13 protein-coding genes are annotated in these 14,485 nt (G+C 62.2%); 3 read left to right on the top strand and 10 right to left on the bottom strand.

The features are described 5' to 3' along the window. Positions 1-53: 53 nt before the first annotated feature. Both cls and SJI03_RS16945 read right to left on the bottom strand, forming a co-directional pair. Positions 54-1,445 (bottom strand): cardiolipin synthase, encoded by a 1,392-nt coding sequence (gene cls, locus SJI03_RS16940; protein WP_322427981.1) that lies wholly within the window; start codon positions 1,443-1,445, stop codon positions 54-56. Then, positions 1,442-3,553, bottom strand: coding sequence for a site-specific recombinase (locus tag SJI03_RS16945; protein WP_322427982.1), 2,112 nt, complete (start codon positions 3,551-3,553; stop codon positions 1,442-1,444). Before SJI03_RS16945 ends, cls begins: the two co-directional genes overlap by 4 nt. A 318-nt stretch (positions 3,554-3,871) precedes the next feature. On the opposite strand from SJI03_RS16945, the gene SJI03_RS16950 reads away from it, so the two are divergent. Next, a complete protein-coding gene (locus SJI03_RS16950; RefSeq protein WP_322427983.1) occupies positions 3,872-4,981 on the top strand; it encodes a porin in 1,110 nt (369 codons plus the stop codon). On the opposite strand, the gene SJI03_RS16955 is transcribed toward SJI03_RS16950, so the two are convergent. The 3 genes from SJI03_RS16955 to SJI03_RS16965 all read right to left on the bottom strand — a co-directional run bounded on the left by SJI03_RS16955 (position 4,969) and on the right by SJI03_RS16965 (position 7,508). After that, positions 4,969-5,535, bottom strand: coding sequence for a DUF3617 domain-containing protein (locus tag SJI03_RS16955; RefSeq protein WP_322427984.1), 567 nt, complete (start codon positions 5,533-5,535; stop codon positions 4,969-4,971). The genes SJI03_RS16950 and SJI03_RS16955 overlap by 13 nt on opposite strands. A 67-nt stretch (positions 5,536-5,602) precedes the next feature. Then, positions 5,603-7,150, bottom strand: a complete 1,548-nt coding sequence (locus SJI03_RS16960; RefSeq protein ID WP_099380094.1) for a TerC family protein — start codon at positions 7,148-7,150, stop codon at positions 5,603-5,605. An 82-nt stretch (positions 7,151-7,232) separates the two neighbouring features. Then, on the bottom strand, positions 7,233-7,508 hold the full coding sequence (locus tag SJI03_RS16965; RefSeq protein ID WP_099380095.1) for a hypothetical protein: 276 nt from the start codon (positions 7,506-7,508) through the stop codon (positions 7,233-7,235). Between the two features lie 293 nt (positions 7,509-7,801). On the opposite strand from SJI03_RS16965, the gene SJI03_RS16970 reads away from it, so the two are divergent. Next, positions 7,802-10,648, top strand: coding sequence for a pitrilysin family protein (locus tag SJI03_RS16970; protein ID WP_322427985.1), 2,847 nt, complete (start codon positions 7,802-7,804; stop codon positions 10,646-10,648). 215 nt (positions 10,649-10,863) lie between these two features. On the opposite strand, the gene SJI03_RS16975 is transcribed toward SJI03_RS16970, so the two are convergent. From SJI03_RS16975 to SJI03_RS16990, 4 genes are all read right to left on the bottom strand, one after another. Next, positions 10,864-11,502, bottom strand: a complete 639-nt coding sequence (locus SJI03_RS16975; RefSeq protein ID WP_099380108.1) for an OmpA family protein — start codon at positions 11,500-11,502, stop codon at positions 10,864-10,866. A 206-nt stretch (positions 11,503-11,708) separates the two neighbouring features. Then, positions 11,709-11,855, bottom strand: coding sequence for a lmo0937 family membrane protein (locus SJI03_RS16980; RefSeq protein WP_010396376.1), 147 nt, complete (start codon positions 11,853-11,855; stop codon positions 11,709-11,711). A 183-nt stretch (positions 11,856-12,038) separates the two neighbouring features. After that, complete coding sequence (locus SJI03_RS16985; RefSeq protein WP_099380097.1) at positions 12,039-12,281, bottom strand: hypothetical protein; 243 nt, start codon at positions 12,279-12,281, stop codon at positions 12,039-12,041. 166 nt (positions 12,282-12,447) lie between these two features. After that, positions 12,448-13,101 (bottom strand): glycine zipper 2TM domain-containing protein, encoded by a 654-nt coding sequence (locus SJI03_RS16990; RefSeq protein ID WP_322427986.1) that lies wholly within the window; start codon positions 13,099-13,101, stop codon positions 12,448-12,450. A gap of 186 nt (positions 13,102-13,287) precedes the next feature. Here SJI03_RS16990 and SJI03_RS16995 point away from each other — a divergent pair, with 186 nt between their 5' ends. Beyond that, entirely contained in the window at positions 13,288-14,064 is a 777-nt protein-coding gene (locus SJI03_RS16995) for a Crp/Fnr family transcriptional regulator (RefSeq protein WP_099380099.1), read from the top strand. A gap of 95 nt (positions 14,065-14,159) precedes the next feature. On the opposite strand, the gene SJI03_RS17000 is transcribed toward SJI03_RS16995, so the two are convergent. Next, positions 14,160-14,378, bottom strand: coding sequence for a glycine zipper 2TM domain-containing protein (locus tag SJI03_RS17000; protein ID WP_034758955.1), 219 nt, complete (start codon positions 14,376-14,378; stop codon positions 14,160-14,162). Positions 14,379-14,485 lie beyond the last annotated feature (107 nt).

The raw sequence follows: 14,485 nt of genomic DNA on the forward strand, positions 1-14,485 counted from the left end.
TGCAATATAGTGCATATCAGTGCGAATATCCAGCCGTTGAACTACGCCTACATTTACAGCCAGTAGTTCATGAAACGCGCCGCCCACTCCTTCATGCGGTCCGAGATGGGCCGCGTTTCCCATTTTGCTTTGGTGATTTCTTCCGAATCGCGCAAGTCTTCCTGGAAAGCGTTTTCCATTTCGCGCCCGAAGCTGTCGCCGAGCACGATCACGTTCAGCTCGCTGTTGTGCAGGAAGCTGCGCATGTCGATGTTGGTCGAACCCACGGTCGACCAGGCGCCGTCGATGACGGCTGTCTTGGCGTGCAGCACGGCCAGTTTCAAGTGAAAGATGCGGACGCCGCCAGCCAGCAACTGGTCGTACAGCGCGTGTCCCGCGTGGAACACGAGGCCGCTGTCGGACACGCCGGGCAGCACCACGGTCACGTCCACGCCCCGTTTGGCGGCCGCGACCAGCGCGTCGACCGTCTGCTGGTCGGGCACGAAATAGGCGGATGTGATGTGGATGGATTTCTTGGCTTCCTGGATGGCCAGGATGTACGCCTTGTAGATTTCAAAGCCGCCGTCCGGCTCGCTGGCCACGACGCGCACCAGCTTGTCGCCCACTTCGGAAAGTACAGGGAAATAATTGGCGTCCGGCAAGTCGGCCTGGTCTTGCTGGGCCCAGGTGCGGATGAACAGCCACTGGAAGGCGGCCACGGCCGGGCCTTCCACTTTCACGTGGGTGTCGCGCCAGCCCACGTCCTTCTTGTCGGTGGCTTTCGATTTCGAGCGGAACAGCGAGCTTTTCGCGTAGGTATCGCTGATATTGATGCCGCCCGTAAATGCCATCTTGCCGTCGACGATCAGCACCTTGCGGTGGTCGCGGTTGTTGATCTTCCAGTCATCGCCCTTGAGCTTGGCGGGATTGACGGGGTTGAAGGCGACCAGGTGGATGCCGGCCGCGCGCATGCGCTCAAAGAACGCCTGTGGCACGCCGAGGGTGCCCACGCTGTCGTAGATGACGTTGACCGTCACGCCCGCCTGCTGCTTTTCGATGAGCATGTCGGCAAACTTCAGGCCCAACGGGTCCTGGTCGAAGATATAGGTTTCCAGGTTAATGCTGTTTTTCGCTTCGCTGATGGCCTGGAACATGGCGGCCATGGTTTGCGGGCCGTCAAACAGCAGGGTCACCTTGTTGCCCTTGATCAAAGGCACGCCCGTGGCCGCCTCTTCCAGCGCGGCCTGGGTTTTCAGATCCATGCCGGATCTGGCCCACCGCTTGTTGAGCAGGGCGGCCCGGCTGTTGACGTTCAGCAAGGCGCCCTTGCTCGTGATCACATTGGGCTTGGCCACCGGTTCGAGGGTGGTATTGAGATTCTTGACATTGGGCAGCGAGGCGCATGCAGCCAGGGTCCAGCACAGCAGTAGGGCGGTGAGGCAGGGTTGCATGCGACTAGCGGTCATTTTTGAGCCTTGGTCGTGGGTGACAGGTTTGCCGACTCGTCGACCAGTGCCAAAGGTGGCGGGTTTTTCGAGCCGAAGAAGAAGACGATGGGCGAGCGCAGGAAGCGCTTGCCCAGAATCTTCAGTAATTGCATGCCGTGCTTGAAGCGTACCTGGCGCGAACGCAGGGCGACCCACAGGGCCAGGCCGAAGCTGACCAGCAGGTTGGCCGTGCCGATGGCGAAGATGCCCGACAGCGACTTGACGGCCAGTTGCCAGCTCATGTTGTGGTCCAGGCCCACCAGGGCCGTCGCAAAGTTGGCGGCCGAGAAGGTGATGTGGCGGATATCGATCGGCAAGCCGATCAGGAAACCGAGGGTGCCGATGGAACCGAGCAGGATACCGAAATAGAAGTTACCCATCAGCCCGCCCAGGTTGTTTTCCAGGTACATGCCCAGCCGTTGCAGGCGTTCCTGGCCGATCACCCGGCCCAGGCCGCGCAATTGCGCGATGCGCTGCGCCCAGCGCGTGTACAGGGCCTGGTTGTCATAGTAGCCCGAAATCAGGCCGGCCACGAACAGGCACACGCCGGCGATCATGGCGTAGAAGATGGCGGGGCTGCCGATGGGGTCGATATCGTGCAGCAAGTGCATGGCTTTTTCCGGCGTCACCAGATTGTGTCCCGTGATCGCCTTGTAGCCGAGCGCGATCAGCCAGGCCGTGGGCATGGCGGTTGCCAGGTTGCCCAGCACGGCCATGTTTTGCGTGCGGAAGACCTTGTTGATCAGTTCCGCCATGCTGTCGAGGTCGATATTCCGTCCATCCTTGCTGTGCAGGCCGGCGGCGATGCGCGAGGCCGTCATGGCCGGCTGCTTGGTGGCCACTGTGAAGTGCAGCAAGTGGATGAACATGAAGCCGATAGAGTAATTCATGCTGAACATGAAGGCTTCGACCAGCGGCGCCGAGCGCAAATACGACATCAATATCTTGAACAGGGCCATGAAGCCGATGATCACGCCCGCGCCGGCCGACGAGAGGAACATGGCGCCCATCTCGCGGCGGTTTTCCGCGATGTAATGTTCGCCCGTGCGGCTGGCGTTTTCCGTCACATTGCGCGCCAACAAGTTGATATTGTCGGAAAACAGGTCGCTGACCTTGTACTTGTGGTTATGCGCGCGTATCAGTTCCAGCGCCAGCCCGACGGCGCCCGCGCGGCGGCGGCTGACCGGTTGCGGGTGCAGCAAGTCCTGCGTGGCGTCCACCGTGATGGCGGCGATGTCCACGTTGTTCGATGCCGGCAGCTCGCCGCTCGTGTCGACCAGGAACAGCAGCTTGCGCAGGCGCTCGATGCTTTGCGCCAAGGCCACCAATAAATACGTCAGGGGAATGCTGGTGCCCTGGTACAGCGCCTTCTTGCGGATCTTGGCGATGACGGCGTCGCACTGGTCCAGCATCACCAGCAAATGACGCGCATCCTCGATGTGCTCGATGTCGCCTTGCAGCAAATTCGTGTAGGCGTCCAGGTAGGCGTTCACTTCCGTGTTCTGCACCATGAACGGCGACTGGAACACTTCAATTTCATTGTGGAAACGCGTCAGTTCCGGTTCCAGGCCCATGGCGCAGACGCGGTAGGACAGGGTGCGGATGGCGTCGAGCATGCCTGGCAGCATGATGTTGCCATCGCCGACGGCCAGTTCGATGTCGTCGCTGGTGAGCACGTCGAACAGTTCCAGCCAGTCCGTGGCGGGCACGTTGCTGATCCACAAATAATCGGTTTTCAGGTACAGCACCTGGTCGAGTGCGTCGTTCAGGTATTCGTCGCCGAGGGCGGGCGGCAGCATGCGGTAGGCGATGCGGCGTTTCAATTCCGTGAAGAAACCGCTGTTCGACAGTACGCCGATATCGGTGTACAGGCTGGCGTGGCGGCGCGCGGCCAGCACGCGCAGCACGTATTCGTGCAGGGCGCGCGCTTGCGCGGGGTTACCTTTGAGAAGCTGGCGCAGGGTGCGCACGTTGGCAATCGCGGTAGCGCTGTCGTGCGAGCGCTTGGGACGCAGTGAGTTGAATAATTCCACCAGCAAGTCGATATTGCTGGAGTTGGGGTCAATGCGTTCGAGGATAGCTAGCATGCAGAAAAAACGGGCGAGCCGCTGTCGGTAAAACCAGTAGTGTACCGCCTGCGTCAAATCGCGCAACGTTCGCCACCGAACATTGCTTTACGGCAGGGCCTGCATTTCACGCCATTTTGCCGCAAATTAGCTGAATCATGGTCAATCTTGCGTGTTGTCAGTACGCGACGCGTAGTCAGGGACTAAGCTGAAGTTTCTGTTGTACAACGCACGGATGGCTGGACAAAAAGCGAGGATAAGGTAACACTAAGATCAGACACACAGCGCATGTCCTGATCAATACCGGGAAGTTTCACCCACGTTACCGAGATATTTATCATGCAGACCTCGTATTTTGCGCTTGCTGTGATAGGGATGGGGCCGTGGCTGCTCTTTGCACCGGCCCAGGCTGCCGATGGCGCAGGCAGTGCCGCATCCAGTAACGTTGCCGTGTACGGCGTGCTCGACGCGGGCATCGTGGCCGAGCGCGGCTGCGCCGCCAATTGCGCCGGCACCAAGGTGTCCGGCGGCGTCGCGTCCGGCTCGCGCCTGGGCGTGCAGGGCCGCGAAGCCCTGGGCAATGACGTGTCCGCCGTATTTACCCTGGAAGCTGGCGTGCAGAACGACACGGGCCAGTCGGAAGAAGGCCGCTTGTTCGGCCGCCAGGCCTACGTGGGCCTCGACAGCCGCCTGGGTGCGCTGACCCTGGGGCGCCAGTACAATCCCCACTACCTGGCCCTGACCGATGTGGCCGACCCGTTCAAGGGCGGCATGGCCGGCAGCGCCGGCAACCTGGCCGGCTACAGCATGAAACGCTATGACAATACCGTCAAATACGTGACGCCCGCCTTGCGCGGCGTGACCGCCAGCGCCATCTACAGCTTTGGCGAGTCGCCGTACAGCAATGCCAACAACCGCGCGTATGGCGCCACCCTCGGCTATTCGGCCGGCGCCGTGAATGTCAGCGTGTCGCACCAGCGCAAGAATAACCTCATCCTCGCTTCCGGCACCTTGCCCGCCATCGACATGTCGGCCCGCAACACCCTGATCGCGGCGAATATCGACCTGAAAGTGGCCACCGCGTTTGCCGCCATCGGCATGAACAAGGGCTATGGCAGTTCGCCGTGGGACCCGAACAACGCCTACAGTGCGCTGGCCCTGTCGATGTCGTCGTCGGACAGCCGCGACACCTTGCTGGGCGTGTCCGTGCCCGTGGGCGGCTTCAAGCTGCTGGCGTCCTGGGTGCGCAAGGATGACCGCGACCTGGCCAACCGCGACGCCAGCCAGGTGGCCGTCGGCCTCACGTATTCCCTGTCAAAACGCAGCGATTTCTACGCGTCCTACGCGAAGATCCACAACAGGAACGGCGCCCGCTACACGGTGGGCAATGCCAGCGATGCGGGCCGCGGCGACGCCGCTTTTAACATGGGTTTCCGTCACGGCTTCTGAGCTGTTGTCGTAGCCGGGGCCGGGCAGCTGGCGCCCAGCCACTTGCCGTTGCTCGTTACATTTACCTGTTCCGGCGTGCCGCGCGCGCTGGTCGTCACCGCCAGCTGCATGTTGAACGCCTGGTCGCCTGTAAACATCACCTTGCCTTCGCCGCTCGATTTCGGATTGGCGCAAGTGAACGACACCTGCATGCCGCCCGCGATATCCGTATTTTTTGATTTGCAATCGCCGGGCTGGCCCGTGGGAATCTGCTTGCGCGCCGCCATGTCCGGCGTCACGCATGCCGTCACGCGGACGGCGCCGTCGGCGCCCACGGTGGGCATGGCCATGCCGCGGCTGGCCGCCATGTTTTCCAGCTGCTTGCGTTGATCGGGGGGAAGGTTGCCCAGTTGTTGCAGCACCATGGACATGGCATTGTCGGTGGCGGCGTCCGGCGACGCCATCTTGCTGTCGACTTGCCACAGGCCCGGCTTGATGGTGGCGGCGTGGGCACCGGCCTGGCCGCCCAAGGCGGCGCAGGCCAGCAGGGACAGGCGTAGCAAAGAGTGTTTCATGTTGGCGTCTCCAGAAAAGGCAGACCCCAGCATACGGCATGGCAAGCGGGGCACGCTTGCCATTGTGTTACAAACTGTGATCTGGCTCGATGCGGCGCACGTCCACGCAGGCGATGCGGCGCTCGTCGGCCTCAACGATTTCATAACGCAGATCATCGAGTTCCAGCACTTCGCCCACGGCCGGCATGTTTTCGAAGTGCGCCAGCAGGAAGCCGGCCAGCGAATTGTATTCGCCGTCTTCGCTGACCAGGGTTTCCGTCTCGAACACTTGCTCCAGGTAATGCAGGTCCGTCGCGCCGTCGATGCGCCAGTGGCCGGGGCCCAGCACTTCCACGTCGGGTTGCTCGTCCTCGTCGGGGAATTCGCCGGCGATGGCTTCCAGGATGTCGATCGGCGTCAGCACGCCTTGCACGGTGCCGAACTCGTCGACCACCAGCACCAGCTGGCCGCGCGAGCGCTTCAGCGTTTCCATGGCTTTCAGCACGCCGGCCGCTTCCGGCACGACGACGGCTTCGCGCATGCTGTCCGGGTCGATCTTGCCGCGCGATACGAGGTCTTCGATCAGGTCCTTGCTGCGCGCGATGCCGACCACGTTGTCGAGGTCATCATTGCAGACAGGAATCATGCTGTGCGGCGTTTCGCGCAGCAATTGCAGCATTTTGTCGCTGCTGTCATTCAGGTTGACCCACGAGACGTCGCCGCGCGGCGTCATGACGGAGCGGATCGAGCGTTCGGCCAGGGTCAGCACGCCGCTGACCATGTTGCGCTCTTCCACGCCGAAGGCGGAGACATCGGGTATTTCCTTGACTTCATGTTCTTCCACGGCTTCGCGGCCCTTGCGCCCGCCCAGCAGGCTCAGCACGGCTTGTGCCGTGCGGTCGCGCAGCGGGGCGTTCGACTGCAATTTGAGGAAGTTGCGGCGCGCCAGCTGGTTGAAGAATTCGATGACGATCGAGAATCCGATGGCGGCGTAGAGATAGCCTTTCGGAATGTGGAAGCCCAGGCCTTCGGCCACCAGCGACAGACCGATCATCAGCAGGAAGCTCAGGCACAGCACGACGACGGTGGGGTGGGCGTTGACGAAGCGCGTCAGCACCTTCGAGGCCAGCATCATGACGACGATGGAAATGACGACGGCCGCCATCATCACGTACAGGTTTTCCACCATGCCGACGGCCGTGATGACGGCGTCGAGCGAAAACACGGCGTCAAGCACGACGATCTGCGCCACCACGAGGCCGAAGCCGGCATAGACTTTCGGACCCGTCTGGGCGTGCGTGACGCCTTCGAGGCGTTCGTGCAGCTCGGTGGTAGCCTTGAACAGCAGGAACAGGCCGCCGACGAGCAGGATCAGGTCGCGTCCCGAGAACGAGAATTGCCAGACAAAAAACAGCGGCGTGGTCAATGTCACCAGCCAGGAAATCAGCGAAAGCAGGCCCAGGCGCATGACGAGGGCCAGGGTCAGGCCCAGCACGCGCGCCTTGTCGCGCTGGTGCGGCGGCAGTTTCTCGGCCAGGATGGCGATGAAAATCAGGTTGTCGATACCCAGTACGATTTCCAGTACGACCAGCGTCAGCAGGCCGACCCAGATTGTCGGGTCAAATAACCATTCCATGTGTGTAACCTTGTAAAGTCGATCAGTGTAAAGCGTGCCTGGCGGCTAAAGCCCCGGGCGTGTGGGTGCTGCATGCATGTCTTCAGGGGCGGACGCGCGGCGGCCGGGTGGCCAGCCGCACGTCCGCTTCGGCAAGTGCGCCCGGTCCCGCTTGCCAAATGATGGCGCAAAACGGCGCCCCCTGGCGCGAGGTCGGGTACAGCGTGATGGGGTCGTTGTCGCATTCTTCGCTATCGCAGCTGTCGCCAGGCAGGTCCGCATGGAGGCTGGCGTCGGCACAATCGATGCTGAAGGCGGGCGTGGCGGTAGTGCCGGCCGCAATTGCATGCTGGAATGGGGAAGGGCTGGCGTAGGCCATGCTGGCGAACGCCTGGGGTAACGCGATGAAAACAAAAAGGCAGAGCAGGACGAGAGCTCGTCTCATATACAGGCAGATAGTTCTGGAACCGTGGAGTATAACACGGGCGCATAACCGCTCGATGACAGGACTTGCATAAGTGATACGTATGCCGTAAATTACGAAATAGCAATAATTTCACGTGGCGGCGAAGACGCAGCGCGGGCCCCGTGACTATTCTTGCGTTCGTATCACATCGCGCCTGCGCCGATTGCTTGCGCACGTCTATAACGTAGTGTTACCAGGACTCTGCCTTGAAACCCATTACCGCCCTCCTGCTTGCCGCCGGCATCCTCTCGCCTTCATTCATCCTTGCCGCCACCCCGGTGGAAGCGGCGCCGACCCAGAAAGCCGGCAAGGCTGCGCCCAACCGCGCCGCCGCCGTCAAAGTCACGTCCGTCGAAGGCATCACCGAATACCGCCTGGCCAATGGCTTGCGCGTGCTGCTGTTCCCCGATGCCAGCAAGCCGACCCTGACGACGAATATCGTCTACCTGGTCGGTTCGCGCCATGAAAACTATGGCGAAACGGGCATGGCCCACTTGCTCGAACACTTGCTGTTCAAGCCTAGCGCCAACTTCGGCGTCAAGAAGGGCACCAAGACCCCGGTCGAGATCCTGAATTCGACGGGTGCTCAGTTCAACGGCACCACCTGGTATGACCGCACCAATTACTACGCCACCTTCCCCGCCAACGACGACAACCTGCGCCAGATGCTGGCCATGGAAGCGGACCGCATGGTCAACGCGGCCATCGACCAGAACGACCTGTGGAATCCGAAGACGCAAAAGGGCGAAATGACCGTCGTGCGCAACGAGTTCGAGATGGGCGAGAGCGACCCGATCGGCGTGACGAGCGAACGCATCCAGGCCATCGCCTACGACTGGCACAACTACGGCAAGTCGACCATCGGCGCCCGTTCCGACATCGAGCAGGTGAATATTCCCCGTTTGCGCGCGTTTTACCATAAATATTATCAGCCGGATAACGCCGTGCTGATGGTGGCGGGCCGCTTCGACGAAGCCAAGGTCTTGAAGCAGATCAATGAGCTGTTCGGCAAGATCCCGAAACCGACGCGCGTGATCGAGCCGACCTACACGGCCGAACCGGTGCAGGATGGCGAGCGCGCCGTGACGGTGCGCCGCAGCGGCGGCACGCAGTTCGTCGGCGCCGGCTACCACGTGGCGCCGTCCGGCAACCCGGACGCCGTCGCCATCGAAGTGCTTGGCCACGTGCTGACGGACGCCCCGGCCGGCCGCCTGCACAAGGCGCTGGTGGAAACCAAGCTGGCCAGCAAGATCGAATACAACTCCGTGAGCAACCTGGAGCCGGGCTACAACCTGTTCGGCGCGCTGGTGCCCGTCGATGGCAACCTTGATGCGGCGCAAGCGGCCATGCTGAAAGTACTGGAAGAGCTGAAATCGCAGCCCATCACAGATGCGGAAGTGGCGCGCGTGAAACAGCAATTGACCAAACAGATCGAACTGGCCACCTCGAATACGGCACGCCTGACGATCGCCCTGACGGAGTCGCTGGCGGCAGGCGACTGGCGCCTGTTCTTCCTGCAGCGCGACCAGCTCGACAAGCTGACGACAGCGCAGGTGCAGGCGGCGGCCGAGAAATACCTGAAGAGCTCGAACCGTACCCTGGGCCGCTTCATCCCGACCGATGCGCCGGACCGCACCGTCGTGCCGGCCTACGCTGACGTGGCGCCGCAACTGGCCGGCTACACGGGCCGCGCCGTGGTGGCGCAGGGCGAAGCGTTCGACCCGAGCCCCGACAATATCGAAGCGCGCACCACGCGCTTCACCTTGCCGAACGGCTTGAAGGGCGCCTTGTTGCCGAAGAAAACCAAGGGCAGCACCGTCAGCGTCGTGTTGAAATTGCAGATTGGCAGCGAAGAAAACCTGCGCGGCAAAGCGCAAGTAGGCGTCTACACGGCCAATCTGTTGTCGCGCGGCACGGATAAACTGTCGCGCCAGGAAGTGAAGGACAAGTTTGACCAGCTGGGCATGCAAGTGGCGATTTCGGGCGGCGCTGAGGGTGTCACCGCTATGCTGACAGGCAAGCGCGAGAACTTGCCGGCCGCCATGGACTTGCTGGCGCAAGTGCTGCAAAAGCCGGCCCTGAACGAAACGGAATTCCTGGAATTGCAGCGCGAGCGCGTGGGACGCGCGGAGCAGGAGCTGCCTGAACCGCAACCGCTGGCCGTGAACGCCTTCCGCCGCCTGCTCGACGCCACGCCGGAAGGCCATGTGCGCCACGTGGCCACCCTGCCTACCGAGCTGGCACAATGGAAAGCCATCCAGGTGACCGACGTGAAAGCCTTCCATGGCGCCTATTATGGCGCCGCCAACGCGACTTTTGCTGCCGTGGGCGACTTCGACCCGGCCGCGCTGAAGGCGCAGGTAGCCAGCCTGTACGGCAGCTGGAAGGCGCAGCAGCCGTATGTGCGCATTCCCGACGCCGTCAAGCCCGTCAGCGGCGAGAAAGTCACCCTGGAAACGCCGGACAAGGCGAACAGCGTGCTGTTCGCCATCCAGCCGATTCCCCTCAAGGATGACGCCGCCAGCTATCCGGCCTTGCTGATCGCCAATCACATGCTCGGTGGCGGCGCCTTGCGCAGCCGCCTGGCCGACCGCATCCGCCAGAAGGAAGGCCTGTCGTACGGCGTCGGCTCGCAAGTGAGCGTGCCGTCGCGCGAACCGGCCGGCTACTGGATGGCGTACGCCATCAGCGCGCCGCAAAACACCGTCAAGGTGGAAGCGGCGCTGCGCGAGGAAATCGCCAAGGTGCTGGCCGACGGCTTTACGCAAGAGGAATTGGCCGAGGCGAAGAAAGGCTGGCTGCAATCGCAAGAAGTGGGCCGCACGCAAGACGCTGGCCTGGCGCGCGATCTGGCCGGCTACCTTGCCGAAGACCGCACCATGGCGTACGACAAGGACCTGGAAGCGAAAGTGGCCGGCTTGACCCTGGCGCAAGTGAACCAGGGCCTGCGCGAATACCTGAAGCCCTCGGCCGTGTCGGTGGTGGTGGCGGGCGACTTCGCCAAGGTGGCGAAAGAGGGCGAAAGCGGCGCCAAGGCAACGACGTCGAAATAAGCTACTTCAAAATAAGCTGTTTTAAATAGAAAAACCCGTTGGCAAGTGACCTTGCCAGCGGGTTTTTTTACGATCTTGATTTTGATGTCAACGTCCCGACACCGGACAAAACCGTAGCGAGCGGAAGGGAGAGGTGGCCGAGAAGCGCAACCGTACTAAAGTACGGTGAGCATCGCAAGCCGCCTATACCGACGCGCAGTAGGTTTGGTTCGGTGTTACCCCCGTGGGGCTAATTCTGCTACGTAGATTTCCACGCGGCGATTGCGTGCGCGTCCCGAGGCATCCGCATTCGAGGCGATCGGCTCGCGGGCGCCGCGGCCTTCCGTGACGACGCGGGTCGGCGAGACGCCGCGCATGGACAGGTAGTCGCGCGTGTGGGCGGCGCGTTCCACCGACAGCGGTTCGTTGATGGAATCGCTGCCCGTGCTGTCCGTATGGCCGATGATGCTGACCGTGGTGTTCGGGTTTTCGTTCAGGGTGGCGGCAAAGCGGTCGAGGATGGGGCGGAAGTTGCCCTTGATGTCGGCGCGGTTGGTGTCGAAGGAAATATCGCTTGGAATTTCCATTTTCAGGCGGTTATCGGCCGTCTGCGACACTTGCACACCAGTACCCTGTGTCGCTTGTTCCATCGCGCGCTTCTGGTTTTCCATGCGGTTCGACCAGATATTGCCGACCACGGCGCCAGCTGCCGCACCCAGCAGGGCGCCGCCGGCCGTGCGGCCGCTGCTGCCGCCACCGGTGGTGCCGCCGATCAAGGCGCCCAGGCCCGCGCCGATGCCGGCGCCCGTGGCCGTGCCACGTTGCGTCGAGGACATGTCCGCGCAGCCGGTGGCGGCCAATGCGATCACCAGCATGCCGATCAGGGATTTGGCGCCAGGGCCTTTTTTGAATGTTTCTTTCATGGATTTTCTCCTTGTTTTGTTATTGGGACATACCCAGGAATTACCTGCACACGTTACTGCAAAATGGCGCGGCGTGCCAGTGCACGCACACTGCAGGCAAAAAGGCGGCGCCCGTTTGCACGCGCGCCGCTCTTGTCAGGCCAGACTAACGGCCTGGGCTATAAACCGCGCCCGCTGATCAGGCGCAGCAGCACCATGATCACGGCGACCACCAGCAGGATGTGAATGAAGCCGCCAATGGTATAGGAAGTTACCAGGCCCAGCAGCCAAAGAATGATGAGTACGACGGCGATTGTATACAGCATGATGTGTCCTCCGAGAGTAATGTGTGGATGACGGCGACTGCCGTGGCCTTGCAGGCGCTGGCGCGTGGCGCCGTCATCGGTTCTTGTCATTGCGCGGCGACTGGGTCGCTGAACGCTGATGCCATGACTAAGTGTCTACTTTGTTTCCCTTGCGTTCTGTACGCTGTCGTACACAAGTCTCAACTATCGTGAGCGGTCGGCCTGTTCATCGGCCATGCCCGGCACCCACGCCAGCATGCCGGCCATGCCGACGGCGCCTGCCAGGCAACTGACCATGCCGCCGGTCAGCAGCAGCATGACGCCGAACACGGGCCCGCCCGCTTGCGGCGCCAGGTCCAGCGCGCAGAAGCCCAGCGCGGTGGCCAGCAAACCACCGCCAATAAAGCCCAGCCAGATCCTGTTGCTGCCTGTCTTGTCGTCTTGCATGGCTACTCCTTGATGACGTTTCGTTGAACTTTCCTGAATGCATCATCTCGCGCGACGGCAAGCTCATCTGTACGCCAACGAACATTGCCAAAAAGAAAACGCCCGGACAGGCCGGGCGTGTGTTTTATTTGCAACTAATCGCGGCAGCGGCACCGCCGCGGTTTGCTTAGCCCATGGCGCGCAAGCCGCCGTTGACGACGCGTACGCGGTCGCCCTGGCGCCAGTTTGGCGCGGCGCTCTGGTGCACGGTGCGCGTCTTGCCGTTATCGAGGCGCACGACGATGTTGTAGCTGCGCGTGGCGCGCACGCTGCCTTCGATCTGGTTGCCGGCCACGGCGCCGCCGACGGCGCCCAGCACGGTGGCCAGTTGCTTGCCGTGGCCGCCACCGACCTGGTTGCCCAGCAAGCCGCCGACGACGGCGCCGCCGGCCGCGCCCACGCCGCTGCCTTCGGCGCGCGTATTGACTTCATGGATGGCTTCGATCACGCCGCAATTGCTGCACACCTGCGGCGCCGGGGCGGCCGCGTATTGTGGCTGCGGCTGCGGCTGGCGCACCGGCTGCTGCTGTGGTTGCTGTTGCTGCTGCTGTGGCAGGGCGGCCAGCGGCTGCGTTACGGACGGTTGCAAGTTCGCTTGCGGCTGGTTTGCCTGCAGGTTGGCCATTTGCTCGGCCGAGGTGCTGGCCGCCAGCGGCTGGCTATCGCCCTGGGAGGAAGGCAGCCAGCCCATCAGGGCAGCCGTGCCGACGCCGCAAAACAGCAGGACAGCGACGGCGGCGGCAAGTACCAGCGGATGAAGGGATTTGGTGGTGGTAGTCATGGAAGGCTCCTTGGTTTTTTTAAAATAATAAAAAGGGTCATGCGTGTTCTGCGTGTTATTTGCGTCTGTTGCCAGTGTGCTGTGCCGCTTGCTCCGCTTCCGTGCGTCACCGTACATACAGGGCCGGTACTGCACCGTAGGCTAGGTAAAAATTATGTCGAGTTGTAACGACACCAAGGAAAAGCAATGCCACCAACGACTGCCAGCATGACCCTGTCCCGCGATGCAGGCCGATCCGGCCTGGGTTCGCCCGTGGGCGCGCTTGACGCCGGCAACCGCTTGCTGGCCAGCCTGCCCGAGCACGACTTGCGGCACCTGACGGCGCTGTTCGATACCGTCACGGTCGAGGTGGGCGAGGTGCTGTACGAACCGGGCCAGCCTATCGGCCACATCTATTTTCCCGGCGATTGCCTGATTTCGCTGCTGGCCGTGGCGGAGGGCCGCATGACGCTGGAAGTGGGCTCCGTCGGCCGCGAAGGCGTACTGGGCGCGTCCGTCGCGCTCGGTCATGACCTGGCGCAAGTGCGTGCCGTGGTGCAACGTTCCGGTACGGCCAGCCGTATCGCGCGGGCCGAGTTCTGCGCCGAGTTCGCCCAGCTCGAGTCCCTGCAGCGCTTGCTGTACCGCTACACGGACACCCTGCTGGCGCAAGCCATCCAGATTGCCGTGTGCAGCCGCTTCCACGTGCTCGAAGCGCGCCTGGCCCGTTCGCTGCTGATCACGCGCGACCGCCTGCAGTCCGAAAAATTTCACCTCACGCATGAATTTCTCGCCCACACCCTCGGCGTGCGGCGGGTCGGCGTGACCAAGGCGGCCAGCGCGCTGCAACAGCAAAAACTCATCACCTACAGCCGCGGCAATATCGAGATCCTCGATTCTGCCGGCCTGGAAGCCGTTTCCTGCCGCTGTTACGAGCTGGTCAAGGACAGCGGCGCCATCGGCATGGCCAACGTCTTCGTCTAATTTCCTCAGAATAAATTTTCAATTTCATCAACGGAAGCCGGACGCAAAAAAGCGGGGCGGACGCCTGCGCGCCCACCCCGCTTTTGAGACAACGATTACTTCGGCTTGACCTGGTTACCGATCACGCCGCCGACTGCGGCGCCGCCGACTGCGCCGACTGCGCTGCCGCCCGTCAGCACGGAGCCGGCAACGGCGCCGACGCCAGCGCCGATGGCGGTGTTTTTATCCTGGCCGGACATGTTGGCGCAAGCAGTCAAGCTCAGCAGCAAAGCGGCAACGGAAGTGGTAGCGGCGATTTTTTTAATGATTTGCATGATAGTTCTCCTATGAATTCGGACCTCGTGGCGCCGGCATGGTATGGGCCGGTAGGACTTCGTATCGCCACGTCTTGGGTGTTTCAGGCACGATCACAGAATAGGAT

The organism is Janthinobacterium sp. GMG1, assembly GCF_034427795.1.
Classification (GTDB): Bacteria; Pseudomonadota; Gammaproteobacteria; order Burkholderiales; family Burkholderiaceae_D; genus Janthinobacterium.